Below are 18,460 nucleotides of genomic sequence, written 5' to 3'. Positions count from 1 at the left end.
GTGAAAGCAGTGACGGCATTGTGGGTCAAGCAGTACGCCTCTGGCTCAGAGACTGCCGGGCAGGGGCAACATATCCGGTAGATGCCGAAGCTGTGGAGGAGGCTGAAGCTGTCGAAGAAAGCGTGGATGCGGAGGAGGGTGCGGATAGTGAACGGTAGAGGGTATCTCGTTGCTGAGCTGGGCGTCCCAGAGACGCGATCGCCCCTCGTAATTCATTTACGGTCATACAGGTCCCCCCTTGGGCACCTGCCATGGTTGTAATATGCTCTTCCATCAGCGTGCCACCAATGTCATTACAACCCCACTGCAGCGCTTCAACGGCTCCGGCTAGGCCTAACTTGACCCAGCTCGGCTGATGATTGGGAATCCAGTTACCCAAGTAAATACGCGCAACGGCTGTTAAATGCAGCGTGTCTTGCAAACTAGGCTGATCTCGACCGACACGTCGTTGCAGAGGTTTAGGAGCCTCTTGACCGACAAACGGCAGCAGAATGAATTCGGTGATGCGAGCGGGTCGCTGTTGGGCGATCGCTTGCTGCTGCAACTGCCGTAAATGCTCCATGTGCTGAATCTGCTGTTCAGGTGTTTCGATGTGCCCACAAAGCAGGGTGCTGGTTGTGGGTAAACCCTGCTGGTGAGCAAGACCCACAATCTCCAGCCAGGTAGCGGTATTGATCTTTTCAGGACACAGTACCCTGCGGACACGATCATCAAGGACTTCAGCTGCGGTTCCTGGTAGCGACCCTACGCCAGCCGCTTGGAGTGCAGCAATTACTGCCGTGTAGCTCAGCCCATCTTCCCGCGCGATAAACTGCACCTCTTGAGGCGAAAAGGCATGGAGATGCAGGTCAGGAAAGGCTGCTTTGATATTCTCGACTAGGCGTAGATAGTAGCGTAGACTGCTGCCGTCAATCTTAGCGGTTGGGTTCAACCCCCCCTGCATGCAAATTTCACTTGCTCCCTCAGCAACCGCTTCAGCAGCTTTCTCCAGCATGGCTCCCCAATCAAGCCAGAAGGCACCCTCATCGCCGTCATCGCGGCGAAAGGCACAAAAACTACAGTGTTGCTCGCAAATGTTAGTGAAATTCAGGTTGCGGTTGACGACATAGGTGACGGTGTCGCCAACTTGTCGCTGCCTTAATGTATTAGCAACAGAGCTAATCGCGGCGATCGCTCCTTCGTCCGCTTGCTTCAGTAAGTGCACCCCTTCATCAGGAGTTAGGTCAGCGCCGTCTAGAGCGCGCTCTAAAATGGTGTTCAGCGATCGAGTCATGGTTAGGACAATTCTTTTCCTTATATTGTGAACGAGAAATTGTTTGATCCATAAGCTGAGGTATGGGGCAACAGGCGAAAGCACAAAATTGAACGCGACGTAAAAAGCTGGTCCTGAAGCTTTATCTGATTGAACTGAGACTTATAGCTATGAAAATCTGAGCACGACCATTTCTAATCTCTATCGGTTGACCTAGCCTGATCCCCTTACAATGTCATCAGGTTATCCTGATTACCCACCTGCACAAACGCAATGCTGAAATCAACTACTCGCCACGTTTTTATTTACGCCGCCGAAGTCGTTGACGATGAACTGGTTCCCAGCGAATCTGTTCTGACACTGGATGTCGATCCGGACAATGAATTCAATTGGAGCGATGAGGCTCTGCAAAAAGTCAATGACGAGTTTGATCGTCTGGTGCAAGCTTCCAACGGTGCTGAGTTGACAGATTACAATTTGCGTCGTGTCGGCTCGGACCTGGAACATTTCATCAAGCAGTTGCTTCAATCTGGAGAGATTAGCTATAACCTCAGAAGTCGTGTGCTGAATTACAGCATGGGACTCCCTCAGGTCGTATCAGATGCTGAGAGTAATGCTTGATTTCACCCAGGTAATGGCAGCCTTTAAGCGTCTTTCTCGGTTTTCTGAATTGTTATTATTGATCCATTGATGGTGCGATCGCCCTGCATGCCTAGTTTGCAACTGCCGCCGATTCATCGATATCTATGGGTTCAAGGAGCAGCCTCTCCTCTACCTCCAGGCACCTTGCTGGCTGGGCGATATCAGGTTGTTCAATTCCCTCTGATTCAAGACACATGTCCTCAAGAGCCACCGACACAGCTAGAGGCAGTGCCTTCATTAGCAGAACCGTATCTGGCTCTGTCTGCGTTTTCAGTCGCGATTCCACGACCGTTTACTCAAGTTCCGCATCCTAGCGATCAAACTCCCTTGCTATTGCTTGAGGAAGTGCCTTTACACGAGGTTGCTGGAAAAGGGCAGACTCCGACATTGTTGCCAACGCTTTTAGCGGTTTGGGAAAAAGCAACTGCGCTTCATCAACTCACCTGGCTCTGGAGAATTGCTAAGCTTTGGCAACCCTGCATTGATAACCAAGTTGCTCAGAGTTTGCTGGATTGGCAAAATCTTCGAGTTGACGGAGAAGATCTGCGGCTGTTGACGCTTATGGCCAAGCCGGACTCACCAACTTTGGTGAACCTAGGACAGCACTGGCAAGCTTTGGTAGAAACCGCTGCCGTTCCAGTGAAGGATTATCTGAGTCAAGTGATTCAGCGTCTTCAGTCAGGCGAAGGCAACGCTAAAGGACTGGCCTATTCTCTGATCCGAGCTATCGAACAGCTCTCTGCAAAACAGGCTGTTTCTGTAGAGTTCGCAACAGCGTCCGATCAAGGTCCGACCCGTCAACGCAATGAAGATGCTTGTTTTCCCAGCAGCGGATTTTCAGAACAGCGCTCTGTTACTCCAACAATGGTTGACACTGTGCCTGCTCCATTGGTTGTCGTGTGTGATGGGGTGGGTGGACATCAAGGTGGGGATGTTGCTTCGCGAAGCGCGATCGCCGAAGTGACACAGCAATTAAAACATCTCACCCGTACGCCCAACCTGTCCCATGTCGACATTGTGGCATCTTTGAAACAGGCCATTTTTGCAGCCAATCAAGTGATTTCGGCTCGTAATGATGCTGACCAGCGACAAGACCGAGACCGGATGGGGACAACCATTGTCATTGCCCTCGTTTATGGAACGCGGCTGTACGTCGCTCACCTGGGCGACAGCCGTGCCTATCGAGTGCGGCCCTATAGCTGTCGCCAAATTACGCTGGATGATGATGTAGCCGTTCGCGAAATGCGCTTAGGGCTAGAACTGTACCAGGATGCTCTACAGAATCCGGGATCTGGCGCTTTGGTGCAGGCATTAGGTATGGCTAAAGCCGAACATCTGCATCCCACGGTCAAGCTCTATCCGATTGCAACTGATAGCTTAATTGTTTTGTGCTCAGATGGATTGAGCGATCACGATCTGTTGGAACGGACTTGGGTGTCAGAACTAAAACCGATCTTGAGTGGCGATCGCGATGTCGCAACGGGCGTCAAGCGTCTGATTGATCTTGCTAATAGCCAAAATGGTCATGACAACGTCACAGTAGGCGTCTTGAAGCTAGCACCTCACAAGTCTGCACAGGAAACGCCTATTTCAGCAACAGTTGCTGATTTGCTGACAGCAGTTCCACCGGAAAATAGGGGCAGTCAGTCTGCGACCCAAACCGTGGCGGTACCTATTACTCAGAATCTAACGCCCCAATCCGCATCCAAGCAGTGGCGACCGCTGCCTCTGCTGCTCAGCAGCGTTTTGATAGTTGGGCTATTGGGTATTGCGGGTGCGCTGGGATGGCAGTGGTTACAACGGCCTATCGTCACCGATTCCGACGATTCCGACGAAGGCGAAACCCTTTCCCCAGTGGCACCGCCTCCTAATTCCTCTGCATCAGAAAATACTGATAGTTTGGCCATTGGTGACTATCTGCAAATCAAGCCGCTGACGGATCCTTCAGCAGCGGCAACCTTACTCGTTGTCGATAATCCTCCCGTGCCAGATCCCCCAGTCGCAGTAGATTTACCTGAGCGATTGCTACCGATTGGTAGTATTGTGCAAGTTATCAGCCGACAAAGAACGCCTGACAATCAGACATGGGTGCGTTTAGAAGTTTGCTCTACCTTAGTCACTGATGCCGAAGCTATGCGCCCATCCGATCCACCGACATCGTCTTTAGGATCGAATGAGTCAGCTGAGCTAGAGGGCGATCGTCAGATTCCTTTCGTGCAGTCTGGCGACCAAGGATGGCTATTAGAAACAGAGCTTCCTGTCTTCGCTGAGCGACTATTGGGTACATCCAATGCACAACAGGGATTATGTACTGATTGATTTGATCTCAGGTGTTCCAGATTCCCCTACTTTCGTGCTTAAATCGCTAAAGTTTAAGGGTGTTTTGATCCTTCGCAATTGTTTGTGACAGCAGCGTTCTTTGATGCCAGAGCCTATTCGCTTGCGTATTGCCATTGAGCGGTTATCCTCATCCGCGACCCCTCATTATGCAATTTGGGTCGTAAAGGCTCCTCATCCGGGGGGATACGTTCATCATGATCGCCCGTGGACAGACGAACTTAATCAACTTTGGCAAAGTTGGCTTCAGCTCTTCTCCTTACGGGGTCTACCTCAAGTACCCCACGTTCCTTCTGCCTACATTCCTCAGTTTGTGACAGCAGACCTTGGTAAAGACACCTCTTCAGGCCGAGGCTACACCGGACGTTTGATGCAAACCTTAGGTGTGAAGCTGTGGCAATGGCTATTTGATGGCGCTATCAAGAGTAGCCTCGACCAAAGTTTAGGAATTGCAATGGGGCAAGGTAATCCTCTCTGTCTTTGTCTCGATATTCGTGACCCTGCTCTCATCAGCTTGCCCTGGGAAATCATGCAGTCTCAGCCAGGTCGTCAGGCAATGTCCTTAAGTGAGCACATTCGCTTTAGCAGAACGACAAGTGACGTTGATCCCCTCGCTGACATTAGCCTAAACGAGAGCTTGAAGATTTTGCTGGTGCTAGGAGAACCAGATGTTCCTAGCAACGATCCAAATGCGGATCGCGCCAGTGAAACTCTGCAACTTGAAAATGAAGCCAATACCCTAAGACGGATTCTGCTGGGCGAAGTCACTTCTGGTCTCAGCAAACGACCGACAGCAGTGTCTTGTCAGGTTGACGTTTTAGTTCGACCGCGGGCCGCTGATCTAATCAAAGCATTAGAAAATGGCCAATACAATGTCTTTTTCTATGCTGGTCATGGAGTGCCTGCACCTGATGGCGGACTCATTTTTCTGCAGGCTCAGTCTACGCTTAATGGCACAGAGTTGGCTCAGCTGTTGACTCATAACCGAGTCAAATTAGCTGTTTTCAACACTTGTTGGGGGGCACAACCCGACCAGCAAGGACAGCGGACGATTTCTCGTAGTAGCTTAGCTGAAGTTTTATTGCATCACGGTGTCCCAGCGGTGATTGCCATGCGAGATTCAATCGCTGATGAGGAAGCTTTGAGTTTCATCCAAAGCTTTTCCCAGTCTCTAGTAGAGCGCCATCCCGTTGATCGAGCTGTCGCCATTGCTCGTCAACAGTTGCTAACCCTTTATAAATTCAACCAGCCCGCTTGGACTCTACCGGTCCTCTACCTACATCCCAATTTTGATGGTCAGCTCCTCTCAGAGCAAACTATCGACATTACCCGACTGCCTGGAGAGTCCTGCACGTCTGGTCCGGTTGCAGCCATCCGCGTTGTCGATGATCCTCATTTAGTCTGGTATCTGTATAGCGGCGTTCTACGAGTAGGGCGTCGTCCAGAAAACGATGTCGTTATTCCAGAACCCTGGGTATCGGGCAGTCATGCCGAAATTTTTTGCCGACAACCCAACAAAAACGTGGCAATTGGTCAGGTAGACGGCTGCTATTACCTCCGAGATGACTCCCGCTTTGGCACGTTTTGTCAAAAAGCAGAAGGGTGGCAACACGTTCATCGACAGGAAATTATCTTGAAACCGGGAACGCAAATTCGATTTGGTAGTCCTCAAGGACGTCTTATGGAATTTGTGCTCGAAGGTTGAAGTCACTTTTGTTGTAATGAACAAGTCTGGAAACTAGAGTGTAAATAAGTCCACAAGATTTTTGTGTTTCCTCTAATTTCGATTTCATTGAGTTTTCTGCGGAACTGCGGCGATAGGTTTTGTATACAAAACTAGCCAACCTGGTCACATAGGCAAACCTGTCGCGCCAACTTATCCACCGTCGGTGCATCCATAACGAGAATAAAAACCCATGAAAGAGTCAAACCGTCCCGCATCTAAAATCTCAGATGAGCAGTGTATCAAGCTAGAGCTGTTGCATTCTGTTCTAGACGACGGCGAGGTATATCCCTGGAACGCCTACGATCCTACGACCGCTGCATATGTTGATGATCTCGAAAATACCTTTGCGTCAGAGGATTCGTTTGACGATGGTTTTGATTCCCAATGGCAGCAAGTCTCGCAGATTGCAGGACAGATTTGGGCCGAGTCTTCAGAATCGCTGGTTGCAGTGCTAGCTCAAAAGTTTGGCTCTCGTGTTTCTCTAAACCAGTTAGGTCAGATCGCAAAAGCTGCTGAAGCCGTTTCTCGTAGCAGTCTTGCTTTGGTCGATCAGTTGGTTGAATCAGTTCAATCTGTACTAGACAGTTGGGAAGTTGAAGATCTTCAGGTAATGGCTCGTCCCTTAGCGATGGCGATGCGAGGGGGGCAAGAAGAAATTTTAGACGTTACGCTGCGTTCAGTTCGGCAGGTTGAATGGGGAGAACTTTCTGAATTAGAAAAAGCGCGGCTGAGTTTAGCGATCGCCCGCTATGCTCTAGACGAATTATCTGAAAACGCTTAAGCCAATCGCTCCAGGTTTTCTACTCGTCACTCGCTACGCCTGACTTTCAGTAGAAGACTTGGAGCTTGGAAAAATTAGACTGCGTTATAAAATATGCCGTCCGGCTATGGGATACGACTATTGCCTTTCCACGGTTCAGGCTTCTGTAAGGCCCTGACACGACTTGCCTGGTGCTGTTCTAGTGGTGGAAGGGTTAAGCGGCCCTGATTCAATAACAGCTGCTGTAAGCGCAATGTAAAATAAGCTTCACGATGGTCGAGATGGTCAGCTAGGATGAGAGCCTCTTTATAAGCTGCGATCGCAGTGTCTGGCTCTCCTTGAGCTTCGTAAAATTGCCCCAAGTCGTCGAATGTCTGCATCAGGCCATAACCGTTGTATGACAAACGTTCTACAGCAAGCCGCTGCTCATAGAGGTAAAGCACATCTTCTGAGCGACCAAGAGCTTCATAAATATCAGCCAGGTCTTGCAGCGCATCACTGGCGACATCGGTCTGACGTTGGGCCAGTGCTGTTGAATAAGTAGTCATGTAAAAGGTCTGGGCCTGACTGAGGTCGTCTAGGTTACGGTAGTTGCGAGCGATCGCTAACGTTAATGGTGGAATTAACCGAGGTTGTAGCGTCTCTTCATATAGCCTGACTAAGCGCTGCTGGTAGTTAATTGCAGTCCGCAGATCGCCTGCATCTTGGAAATTGCGAATCGCACCCCGTAAGTATTCCACCTCCTTAATCGGATCTCGATTGCTTCCTAGGGAAGTGAGCAAAGTCTGATAGGTTTTACCGGCCTCAGGGAAGCGAAACCAATTTTGCTGGAGACTTGCCAGATTTTCCAACAAGCGCTGCCGCTCTGCTCGATCATTGGTTTGAGCTGCTCGTACAATCAATGTTTCGTAAACCGCGATCGCAGAGTCAATGTCTCGCAGAATTTCAAACGCTGCTGCTATCTCTTCTAATAGCTCAATATCGAGTGGATCCGCAGCTAAGAGATCGGCTTGGATCTGTCTCAACCGCAGTGTGATTAGCTGAACTTCGTCAGCCCGAGAGTTTTCCCAGGCGCGCAGGCCAACTCGCTGTAGGGCGGCAATTTCTGCTTCGTATCCCAAAATTCGCCGCAGACGCACTTCCCGTATCCAGATGGCAAAAGCCAAATCGGTTTGTCCTTCTAGATAACGCTGTTCTGCCTCTGCAGCTAACCCATCAAGCTCGTCTCTGAGCGCAGATTTCTCTAGCGGACTCAAACGACGTTCCACGGGCAAATCTGGTAATAGCGGATCACGAGGTTCAGTCAACTCCGGGTCAGATAAAAACGGATCGCGAATTGCCGGAGACAGTTGTGCCCAGACGGTTAGAGGAGCCAATGCCCCACCAACAAGAGCGATCGCGATCGCTGCAAACCAGCGACCCCAAAGAATAGAGAGCGTTTGTGGCATAGGAGATTGCGGAACTATGGGTTTCGTTAACACTCCCCTTTACCAAGAGCAGAAAGGGGAAGCAATTGATGTAACCTTAAGATCTTGCAGCTTTTCTGCGTAATTTCAAACCTTCAAAACTTTAACAAGCCAAGTTTCCATGACTTCACTGGTTTCTACTCCAACGACTGCACCAACCCGGACGATTCGCATTGGCTCTCGTAAGAGTCAATTGGCACTGGTGCAGACCCATTGGGTACGAGATGAGCTACAAAAGCGGTTTCCAGAGCTGACCTTCGAAGTCACGACGATGGATACTCAAGGCGACAAAGTCCTAGACGTTTCCCTCTCCAAAATTGGTGATAAGGGTCTCTTTACTCAAGAGTTGGAAGATGGCATGTTGCAAGGCAATATTGACTTTGCCGTGCATTCCCTGAAAGATTTGCCCACTCGTTTACCTGAAGGTCTAATGCTGGGCTGCATTACCGAGCGGGAAGACCCAGCAGATGCGCTGGTTGTTCACGAAAAGCACCAGGATAAGCAGCTAGACACGCTGCCAAAGGGAGCGGTGATTGGCACCTCCTCTCTCCGGCGTCTCGCTCAACTCCGTCATCATTTTCCCCATTTCACCTTTAAAGATATTCGCGGAAATCTCAACACTCGGCTTCGTAAGCTGGACGAGGGGCAGTACGATGCCATTATTCTGGCAGTAGCAGGTCTGAAGCGATTGGATATGGGCGATCGCATTCACCAAGTTATTCCTGCTGACCTTTCGTTGCATGCAGTAGGCCAAGGAGCTTTGGGCATCGAATGCCGGATGGGGGATGACGAGATTCTCGCTCTCATCAAAACCCTAGAAGACAGCTCTACGGCCTATCGCTGTTTAGCCGAACGGGCCTTTCTTCGAGAATTGGAAGGCGGCTGTCAGGTTCCCATCGGAGTTAATACGAAAATCAATGATGGTGTCCTAACCTTGATGGGGCTTGTCGCCAGTTTAGATGGTCAAACTCTGATAAAAGATACAGTTCAAGGGCATCCCGATGATGCCGAAAATATGGGAACCCAGCTTGCACAAAACGTTCGCAGTCAGGGTGCTCAGACAATTCTAGATGCAATCAACGCTGAGAATCGGCAGTAAAGATTCTTGGTCTATTTACTCTCGTTGTATGGATGCACCCAAACAGGCCGAAGCAGAGACGGTTGAGCTGACCCCTGAGGTCATTCAGCGTGTTCAAGAGGGATTGGCGGCAGCCCGTGATGTTCACGTGCAGACCCAAACCCAAACTGCTCTCAACAACATCAGTGCGATCGCCCGTGGGGACTCTGACCTTCGCGTCAGCGGTCGCTTTCGTCATTGGTTACTGCGACGGTTTATTCGATTCTTGTTTCGTATTGAAGTCGAAAATCCAGAGAATATTCCTCAGGAACCCGTCGTACTGGTGGCCAATCATCTAAGTCATCTCGATCCATTTCTAGTTCTGGCAGCGGTACCCCCACATCCGTATTACTACATCTTGGGTGATGCTCGAACCTTGTATAACAAGCGCTGGAAACGCTGGATTGTTGGCAGTGCAGGCGGCGTTATTCCATTAGAGCGCTGGTGGAAGGAAGAAATTGCGGTAATAGAGCGATCTCAAACGGTTCGTCCTGACCTGAAAGATCTGGCCCAGGCCATTCAAGCAGACGTTCCCAATGGTAGCTCGATACAGCAGATGCGCCAGATTGATCAAGCTGTTCAAGCCATTCTGAAACGAGGAGACGGTCTCATGCTGTTTCCTGAAGGACGCTTGGGCCACCAAGAAGGACAACTCCATTTACCTCTGAAGCGAGGCACCGTTATCTACGCAATACGATCTGGCGTGCCGATTGTACCTGTCGCGATTATTGGCAGTAAAACGCTGCATTTCCGCAAAAAATTGACTCTTCGGTTTGGAGAACCTCTTCCCTTTTCTCAAAATACTCGTCCTAAACGCAAAGAACTGGAGGAAGCGACAGCCCAAGTTGAGCAGGCTTTGAGCCACTTACTTGTCGCCGATTACAAGGAACCCAAAGGGGCAAAGCCGTTGACGAAACAACTCAATCAGCTGTTCTGGTGATTCTTCTGCTACTCAATTTAAGAAGTCTCCTAAGATGAAGGAAAGCGATCGCTACTTTCCATGCCCAAATGGTTTAACACGGCTGGCCCTTGTAAAGCAGATATTCACTACATGCTGCCGCCCCTAGCACGGTTACCCCAGTTAGAACGGTTGGTTGAACAGCAAGGCTACTTCGTCATCCATGCACCTCGGCAGACGGGCAAGACAACCATGATGCTAGCTTTGGCTCAACAGCTTACAGAACAGGGCAAGTATACAGCCATTATGGTGTCGGCAGAAGTCGGAGCCGCTTTTCCAGATGCCCCTATTACTGCTGAGACCAGCATTTTAGAGGCTTGGTATACTATGGCTAAACTTAAACTGCCGTCTGAGCTACATCCTCCAAACTGGCTTGAGTTAACCTCTAGACTCAGGATTGGTTCCGCTCTCAGCGAATGGTCGCAGCAGTCACCTCGCCCCTTAGTCATTTTTATTGATGAAATTGATTCTTTGAGGAATGAAACACTAATCTCTGTCCTACGTCAGTTACGCAACGGCTATCCTGCCCGTCCAGAGGGATTTCCCCATGCGCTAGCGCTGGTTGGCGTACGCGATGTGCGAGACTACAAGGTTGCTTCAGGGGGAAGCGATCGCCTCAACACCTCCAGTCCCTTTAACATCAAGGTTGAGTCCCTAACGCTACGGAACTTTACTCAGGACGAGGTGGCCGAACTCTACGGTCAGCACACAACTGAAACCGGACAGGTGTTCACTGAAGCAGCTATTGAACATTCCTTCTACCTTACTCAGGGACAGCCTTGGCTCGTCAATGCATTAGCTCGGCAAATGGTAGAAGTGCTTGTGCCTGATTCTCGAACAACCATCAGCATCGAACATGTTGAACAAGCCAAGGAAATTCTGATTCAGCGACGCGATACGCACTTAGACAGTTTGGCAAGTCTCCTACAGGAAGATAGGGTACGAGTAGTCATCGAACCTATGCTTGCAGGACAAGAGCTAAAAGGTGTTTCCCATGATGATTTAGAGTTCTTAATTGATTTAGGATTGTGCCGTATGAGTCCACATGGCGGTCTAGTGGTCTCAAATCCTATTTATCAAGAAGTCCTGCCTAGGGTTTTAGCTCAAATTCCACAGGCATCACTACCGCAAATCTCTCCCAGCTGGTTGACTGCTGAAGGCCAGATTGACTCCAACAAGCTTTTAGAAGCCTTTCTAGCTTTCTGGCGTCAGCACGGGCAACCGCTGCTGAAAAGCGCTCCTTATCACGAGATTGCACCTCATCTAGTCCTAATGGCCTTTCTTCATCGAGTTGTGAACGGGGGTGGCACCCTAGAGCGAGAGTATGCCATTGGTAGCGATCGCATGGATCTCTGCCTTCGCTATGGCGATGTCACTCTTGGCATGGAACTCAAGGTTTGGCGGGAAGGACGCCCAGATCCCCTCCAAGCAGGCTTAGAGCAATTGGATCGCTATCTCACAGGCCTAGGACTAGAAACAGGCTGGCTCATCATCTTTGATCAACGCCCAGGCCTGCCTCCCATCGCTGATCGCGTCACAACTGAGCAAGCGACAACATCCAATAATCGAAACGTTACTGTTATTCGTGGATGAAACAATTTCACTGCCATCAAAGCACCTGTTTTAATCTCCTATAAATTCCATTTATCAGCAGAAATTAAACTGTCTAAAATTCAATCACCGTACCTTATGTTTTTAAGTCGGACACCTAAGTTATAGGATTTAATGCCCTAATATTTGACAGACACAATGGGCAATCTGCTTGTATCTGGCTAAAAGCCGACGACTCCTTCTTTGACGTAAAGGTTTTTAAATTGCTGCTGTTTGTAACGCTTAATCAAGCGCTTTATCTGAAAGATTACCGAAATGGAAAATTCAAAAGAAAGCAGCGAAGAGATAATTTCTCAACTTCTCTGAGGAAGATCACTGAAGGCTAAGTCGTCTTCGAAAAAGATTTTTAGTGGTGATATGAAAGGAGATTAGCGGGGGTAGCCTAATGCCATGGAGCTAGACCAGCACATTTGCACATTGGCTTCCCAAGGAGAGACATTCACAATGAAAACCAGCCTGAAATATAATTTGCTACAGCACTTGCGTCGTAGGCAAGCTGAAGGTGGCTTCACCCTGATCGAACTGCTTGTAGTTATCATCATCATCGGCATCTTGGCCGCGATCGCTCTGCCTTCATTCCTCAACCAAGCAAACCGCGCCCGCGAGTCTGAAGCAGCTAACTATGTTGGTGCAGCCAACCGAGGTCAGCAAGCTTATTATCTAGAGTTTGTAGACTTCGCCGCTAACACTACAGATTTGGACGTTGGTATTGAGACCACGACTCCCAATTATGCTTACGGCAGTGCTACTGCTGGTGGTAATGAAAATACTACTGGAGATGGTAATTTTACCGATGTAACGGTAGCCAACGGCAGCGGTGCCGCGTTATACGCTCTGCCTAAGAGAGAACTCAAAGGGTTTGCGGGTATTGCTTTTGTTGAAGAGGACGATACAGGTGCCAACCTCTGCCGTGAGAAGAAAGACCAATCCAATGATACTGACGTTACTGCTGTAACTTCAGAAGAATGCGTCGATACCGCATACGATCAGCTGTAAGCTCCAGTAGAGGACAGACTAGTTCCTTTTCTTTAGGCTTATAAGCATTCAGCAGTCTGGGTTTTCTAAAAACTGCTCCGTCCAAAAGACAGAGCAGTTTTTAGTTTGGTTCTGCAATCAAAAACATAGAGCAATCCTACTTGAATTTTGAATAAAGGTTTTCTTGGAAAACTCGTACTCAAAAAGCCTTCCTTCAAAAATCATCTGGGACAGCTATACAGGACAGAAAGCCAGGAGCCGTCGGCGATGCATTAGGCACCAGAATGCTACTGGGTACATTAGCCTAGATGACCACAGCTATAATTTGCATACAATACATTGTAAGAGCAGACGATTTGCTAGATCCTGCCAGACTTCCACTCATGGCCCCAACGTGAATGCTTATGAAGTTGTCTAAGAAAACTTTAGAAATCACGCTTAAAGGAGTTTTGATAGCAGCTATTTTACTGGTATTAGCTGTTTTACAAAAAGCACGTTTGCAAGCTTTAACTGAGCCAAGCTCAGAGACCATTCCTACTCAAGCCAAAAATCAGGAACAGCAGGAATCTTTGGAGTTACAAATACTCAAAGTTTTGCCCGATTTTGGCTTTCGTAACATTATTGCGGATTGGACTTTTCTTAAATTTCTTCAATATTTTGGTAACCTTGAGCATCGTCAGATAACGGGATATAGCCTTAGCGGTGACTACTTTGACATCATCATTGAGCGCGATCCCTATGCCTACGACCCCTACATTTTCTTATCCAGTAGTGTTTCGCTGTTCGCCGCTCAACCGGAGCGGGCTGTAGCTCTACAAGAGAAAGGCTTGCAATCTTTATCGCCAGACTTACCACCCCGGTCATATTTCATCTGGCGCAGTAAAGGCATTGATGAGCTTTTGTTCTTGGGAGATCACGAAGCCGCTAGTCGATCGCACCAAATTGCGGCTGAATGGGCGGCTGAATCGCCCTATCCGAGCGCAGAAGACGATCAGTATTCGCTAGCGCGTGCTGCGGAGTTTTATGCTACCAACCCTAACAGTCTTCAAGCTCAATTGAATGCCTGGTCACAAGTGTTAGCTTCAGCACAAGATGATCAGACTCGTGCCGTCGTTGCTAGACAAATCGAGGACTTGGGAGCAGAGATTGTTCCTAATGAACAGGGGCGATATACGATTCGGTACAATCCTGAGCAGGAGGAGGCAGAGAATGAAGAATAGGCTTAAGCGATGCCAATTTGAAAAGAAGGCATTTCCCAACTTGGAGACGCAGTTTGTGAATATCGCTAGATTTTGCCCAGGAGCTACAGATGCTGAATTTAGTTTTTTCCAACCCTTACGGACCTGAGTTCAAAACAAAAAACTGACCGAAAATTGATATAGGCCAATAAACTCAAATGATTGATTTGCCGTCTTTAAAGATCGTTTAAAGGCAGAATGAGAAAAATTTCCAAATTCAGACCTTAAAACTACTTGCAAGAGAATGTTTCCATGTCTCAAACGAGCGATCAATGGGAGTACGTCCGTCCGCAGTTTGATGCTCTTCCTTATCCTAATGTTCCTTTAGAACAGCCGTTTGGAAATCATCCCAACTATTTGTCAGTCCATAGCTGCGTGATTCCTTACTATTTGCGATATCACCAGGTTATAAATACTCAGGACAAATGGATTCTAGATGCGGGCTGTGGATCTGGAGTTAAAGCTGCGGCTTTGGCAATGGCAAATCCGGGTGCTCGCGTTGTTGGCATTGACATTTCACCAAAATCGGTCGAGCTTGCCAAACAGCGAATTGAGTATCACGGGATTCAAAACCCAGTGGAGTTTCACTGTTTAGCAGTTGAAGAGTTGCCGAGTCTGGGATATTCGTTCGATTACATCAACTGTGACGAAACGCTGTATCTACTAGCCGATCCAGTCGATGGGTTAGAGGCTATGAGAGCTGTCTTGAAACCCGACGGCATTATACGGGCCAACATGCACAGTGCATTTCAGCGGGCAGATTGCTACCGAGTGCAGGCGTTTTTGACGCAGTTGGGGTACCTGCGTGGGGCACTAACTCAAGAAGAAATTGCGCTAACACGACAGACGATGCGCAATTTACAGGATTGGACTGTGACGAAGCGGGAAATTTGGCAGCCTAACCCAGAACTGGAAACTGATGAGGAGAAGCTATTTGCCAATTTCTTGTTGCGGGGTGATAAAGGAACAACAATGCAGGCCTTTTCCACGATGCTACAGCAGGCGGGACTAGAGTTTGTCAGCATGGTGGACTGGCGGACTTGGAATTTGGAGATGTTGTTCAAAGACTTGACAGATTTACCTCTGGCGATCGCCCTAACCATGGCAGAAATGAGCTTAGAGAAACAGCTTCATCTCTTTGATCTGCTTCATCCAGTTCACCGTTTGCTAGATCTCTATTGTGGACATCCAGGTCAAGCTCAAGCACGTTTGCCACTGATTGAATGGAGCGATCAGCAGTGGAAAACAGCCCGTGTGCATTTGCATCCTCAATTGAAAACTTCAGCCTTTAAGAAGCTTCTGAGAAGTCATGCAAACAGACCTGGCATGATTCCTCTAGATCAGTATTTCCAAATAGACGGTAGACCCTTCAAACTGGACAGTGCTTATGCAGGCTGTCTCTATGCACTGCTAGAAACCCCTAAAACCGTCAATGAACTAGCCCAGCGATGGCTGCAGGTGAATCCCCTAGACCCCATCACCTTACAGCCGGCACCGCCCTCTCAAGGGTTTGCAACCGTGCGCAATTTCTTGGCCAACTTAGAGCAGGTAGGATACGTTCTCATTGAGCTTAACAGCGATATATAGGGCAATAGCTTTCCGCTCAATCAAAGCAAAGGGCTATCCAACTGTTCATGCAACAAGGCATCAGCGTCTTCGCTGGTCAAAGGTTCTGAAAACCAGTATCCCTGACCGAAAGCACAGCCCTGATCAAGCAAAAACTGAGCTTGATGCTCAGTTTCAATGCCTTCAGCCACTACATCCAGCCCCAAATTACTACCTAGTGCAAGAATTGTTTTAATAATCTCTTGGTTGTCTGGACTATCGTCCAAATTAGAGACAAAAGATTTATCAATTTTGAGGACATCCTTGGGAAAACGCAGGAGATAACTGAGTGAAGAATATCCTGTACCAAAATCATCCATTGCAACTTGAATGCGGCGTGCCTTTAGCTGAGTCAGTATCTCAAGAGAGGTAGCCTCATTATTGAGGAGGGCACTCTCCGTAATTTCGATCCGAAGACAGGAACAGTCAATGCCAGTTTCTTTCAAAATGGTATCAATCTGAGTGGCCAAATCACTCTGTACAAACTGCTTAGCAGATAGATTTACGCTGATGCTGCAACGATTCAACAATTGGGGCCAGCGCTGAAGCCATTGCTTCCATTGCTGGCAAGATTGACGAATAACCCATTGACCCATGGGAATGATCAGGCCAGTCTGCTCAGCGACAGGAATAAATTCACTAGGTGAAAGGATGCCTTGAACCGGGTCACACCAACGTATCAGTGCTTCAAACCCGCGTAAAGCTCGACTAGGAAGATGAATAATAGGCTGATAAACCAGATGAAATTCATCCCGAGCGACTGCCCGGCGCAAATCGTTTTCGAGCTGAAGACGCTGCTTGACTTCAGCATGCATTGACCAATTAAAAACTCGATAACTACCACGACCTTTGCGTTTGGCTTGGTACATCGCGGTATCAGCATCTCTCAAAAACTGAGCCGCATTGTTGTAGTTTGGAGCATCAATCACAATGCCAACACAGGAACTTATTGAAATCTCTTGAGATTCCAGAGTAATCGACTCTCTTAAAACGTTTTGGATGTCCTCTACCACCTTGATGATGTGGTCAATATTTGAGATGTCTTCAAGCAAAACGGCAAATTCATCACCGCTGATACGTGCGAGCGTATCTCCTACTCGGAGGCATTGATATAGTCTTGCGGCTACGACTTGCAATAAGAAGTCACCGGCATCATGTCCCAGACTATCGTTGACAATGCGGAAGTCATCTAAATCCAGGAACAGTACAGCAAAACTGCCTAGCACGCCTCCAACATTGTCGGACTTATCTCGGTGAGCAATTTGGAGAGCATGGTTCAAACGGTCCAGAAATAAGGCTCGATTCGGTAAACCAGTGAGAGCATCGTGAAAGGCATCATGGTGCAGCTGATCTTCAACACGGCGACGCTGTTCCAACTCTCTTTGTGCTTGGGCATAAAGATTGGCTTGATAGATTGCGATCGCGCACTGCTCAGCGACAGCCTGGATTAGACCGGCTTCTAGCTTTTCCCAGGAACGTTGCTCATGGATATGGCATAGCATCAATGCCCCAAAGTACATCTGTTGATAATTCAGCGGAGTCACCAACGCCGACTGGAGATGCTTACCTTTGGAAATCTCAGCGATCGCCAGGTTAGCTTGATTAAGTTCTATCTGCTGTCCGGCTCTGAGTTGTTCCTCAAAATGAATGCACAGATCCCAGTTTTCTTGATAAAAAACAGTGCTTTCACCTGTAGAGGAACTGACATATTGCGTGAGCATTTGCTGAGTTGCAGAAGGCTGAACGACCATGCAGTAGTCCACTTTGAGTGCTGTCTGCAATTGTTTTACGGTTGCTTGCAAAACCTCTTCTAAAATAAGGGACTCCCGAATGGCCTGTATAATGCGATTCAAAACAGATTCGCGCCAAGCCTGCTGCTCCATTTGCTCGATAGCAGTTTGTTGCTGCCGTTTCAGTTTGGCCTCAGCCAAGGCCCGTTTCAACACGGTTGGTAAACGATAGAGTCTATCCTTGAGCACATAATCAGTCATTCCAGCTTTGATGCACTCAACAGCTGACTCTTCCCCTAGACTACCTGTCACCAAAATGAAGGGGATTGTTGATTGATGTTTTTGGACAAGATGAAAGATATCGAAGGCGTTCAGACCAGGTAAGCGATAGTCTGCTAAAACAGCATTAAAAGTCTGCTGAGAGAGAAGACTATCGCAGTTCTCAAAAGAGTCTGCTACCTCAATGGCACAGTCTATATCAGCTGCATCTAGGCACAGGGAAATCAGTTCGACGTCTTCTTGGACATCTTCTACAACCAGCAGCTTTAATCGTGATGCAGCTGTTTCAGCATCATCTAAATTCGCAACATTGGTTATACCCCTCTGCACAGAGAGAGAACGATTCACCATAAACCCGAAGGTATCCTATTCTACATTCATGATTCCCGTCAGGGTATTAAAACACTAACGGGATAATTGATTGTCATCCAGTAAATTGCGACTTGCCTGATGGTTTCGTGAAACCGTTGAAAATCTAAAGATTTCACAACGTAGCTGTTAACGCCTAGATTGTAGCAAGCCGTCAAATCACTTTCTTCTGATGAAGAAGACATGATAACAACAGGCAAGTACTGCGTAGTTGAATTCTGCCGAATTGCTTGTAAAACTTCTATGCCACTAAATCTAGTACCTGACGGCAGAAATAAAGGAACTATTCATGAGGTGAGTGGTTTGCCCGTGTAATTCCACTTAAAAGGCTTGGCCATGGTGCGATTGAAGTAATCGACAAAGGCCAGAATCTTCTTCTTGAGATGAGCTTGACT

At 48.2% G+C, this 18,460-nt stretch carries 14 protein-coding genes; 10 read left to right on the top strand and 4 right to left on the bottom strand.

Features of this window, described 5'->3' with window-relative positions:
* Window positions 1–25: 25 nt before the first annotated feature.
* Window positions 26–1,273 carry a 7,8-didemethyl-8-hydroxy-5-deazariboflavin synthase subunit CofH gene (cofH, locus tag PN498_RS05805; protein ID WP_272061775.1) on the bottom strand — a complete coding sequence of 416 codons (1,248 nt, stop codon included), beginning with the start codon at window positions 1,271–1,273 and terminating at the stop codon, window positions 26–28.
* A gap of 252 nt (window positions 1,274–1,525) precedes the next feature.
* On the opposite strand from cofH, the gene PN498_RS05800 reads away from it, so the two are divergent.
* From PN498_RS05800 to PN498_RS05785, 4 genes are all read left to right on the top strand, one after another.
* Entirely contained in the window at window positions 1,526–1,873 is a 348-nt protein-coding gene (locus PN498_RS05800; RefSeq protein WP_272061774.1) for an NAD(P)H-quinone oxidoreductase subunit M, read from the top strand.
* Window positions 1,874–1,960: 87 nt separating this feature from the next.
* Window positions 1,961–4,213 carry a protein phosphatase 2C domain-containing protein gene (locus PN498_RS05795; RefSeq protein ID WP_272061773.1) on the top strand — a complete coding sequence of 751 codons (2,253 nt, stop codon included), beginning with the start codon at window positions 1,961–1,963 and terminating at the stop codon, window positions 4,211–4,213.
* 103 nt (window positions 4,214–4,316) lie between these two features.
* On the top strand, window positions 4,317–5,936 hold the full coding sequence (locus tag PN498_RS05790) for a CHAT domain-containing protein (protein ID WP_272061772.1): 1,620 nt from the start codon (window positions 4,317–4,319) through the stop codon (window positions 5,934–5,936).
* Between the two features lie 211 nt (window positions 5,937–6,147).
* Window positions 6,148–6,738 carry a hypothetical protein gene (locus PN498_RS05785; protein WP_272061771.1) on the top strand — a complete coding sequence of 197 codons (591 nt, stop codon included), beginning with the start codon at window positions 6,148–6,150 and terminating at the stop codon, window positions 6,736–6,738.
* 104 nt (window positions 6,739–6,842) lie between these two features.
* Here the strand turns inward: PN498_RS05785 and PN498_RS05780 are convergent, their stop codons facing one another.
* The gene (locus PN498_RS05780) at window positions 6,843–8,165 is read right to left on the bottom strand and encodes a tetratricopeptide repeat protein (RefSeq protein WP_272061770.1); all 1,323 of its coding nucleotides are present in this window, start codon (window positions 8,163–8,165) and stop codon (window positions 6,843–6,845) included.
* A gap of 139 nt (window positions 8,166–8,304) precedes the next feature.
* Here PN498_RS05780 and hemC point away from each other — a divergent pair, with 139 nt between their 5' ends.
* The 6 genes from hemC (at window position 8,305) to PN498_RS05750 (ending at window position 15,669) form a co-directional block, all read left to right on the top strand.
* Window positions 8,305–9,282: a hydroxymethylbilane synthase gene (gene hemC / locus PN498_RS05775; RefSeq protein WP_272061769.1), complete on the top strand. Its 978-nt coding sequence runs from the start codon at window positions 8,305–8,307 to the stop codon at window positions 9,280–9,282.
* A gap of 28 nt (window positions 9,283–9,310) precedes the next feature.
* The gene (locus PN498_RS05770; protein WP_272061768.1) at window positions 9,311–10,240 is read left to right on the top strand and encodes a lysophospholipid acyltransferase family protein; all 930 of its coding nucleotides are present in this window, start codon (window positions 9,311–9,313) and stop codon (window positions 10,238–10,240) included.
* Window positions 10,241–10,300: 60 nt separating this feature from the next.
* A complete protein-coding gene (locus tag PN498_RS05765; RefSeq protein WP_272061767.1) occupies window positions 10,301–11,851 on the top strand; it encodes an ATP-binding protein in 1,551 nt (516 codons plus the stop codon).
* Between the two features lie 462 nt (window positions 11,852–12,313).
* Window positions 12,314–12,865, top strand: coding sequence for a type IV pilin-like G/H family protein (locus tag PN498_RS05760; protein ID WP_272061766.1), 552 nt, complete (start codon window positions 12,314–12,316; stop codon window positions 12,863–12,865).
* Between the two features lie 383 nt (window positions 12,866–13,248).
* Window positions 13,249–14,064 (top strand): hypothetical protein, encoded by an 816-nt coding sequence (locus tag PN498_RS05755; protein WP_272061765.1) that lies wholly within the window; start codon window positions 13,249–13,251, stop codon window positions 14,062–14,064.
* Between the two features lie 270 nt (window positions 14,065–14,334).
* Window positions 14,335–15,669 (top strand): methyltransferase domain-containing protein, encoded by a 1,335-nt coding sequence (locus tag PN498_RS05750; protein WP_272061764.1) that lies wholly within the window; start codon window positions 14,335–14,337, stop codon window positions 15,667–15,669.
* A gap of 20 nt (window positions 15,670–15,689) precedes the next feature.
* On the opposite strand, the gene PN498_RS05745 is transcribed toward PN498_RS05750, so the two are convergent.
* Complete coding sequence (locus tag PN498_RS05745; protein ID WP_272061763.1) at window positions 15,690–18,047, bottom strand: EAL domain-containing protein; 2,358 nt, start codon at window positions 18,045–18,047, stop codon at window positions 15,690–15,692.
* Between the two features lie 38 nt (window positions 18,048–18,085).
* Window positions 18,086–18,310, bottom strand: coding sequence for a response regulator (locus PN498_RS28560; protein WP_442951403.1), 225 nt, complete (start codon window positions 18,308–18,310; stop codon window positions 18,086–18,088).
* Window positions 18,311–18,460 lie beyond the last annotated feature (150 nt).

The organism is Oscillatoria sp. CS-180 (assembly GCF_028330965.1).
Classification (GTDB): domain Bacteria; phylum Cyanobacteriota; class Cyanobacteriia; order Phormidesmidales; family Phormidesmidaceae; genus Halomicronema.
The sequence above is the reverse complement of the archived record's forward strand: the minus strand, read 5'-3'. Positions and strand labels throughout refer to the sequence as shown.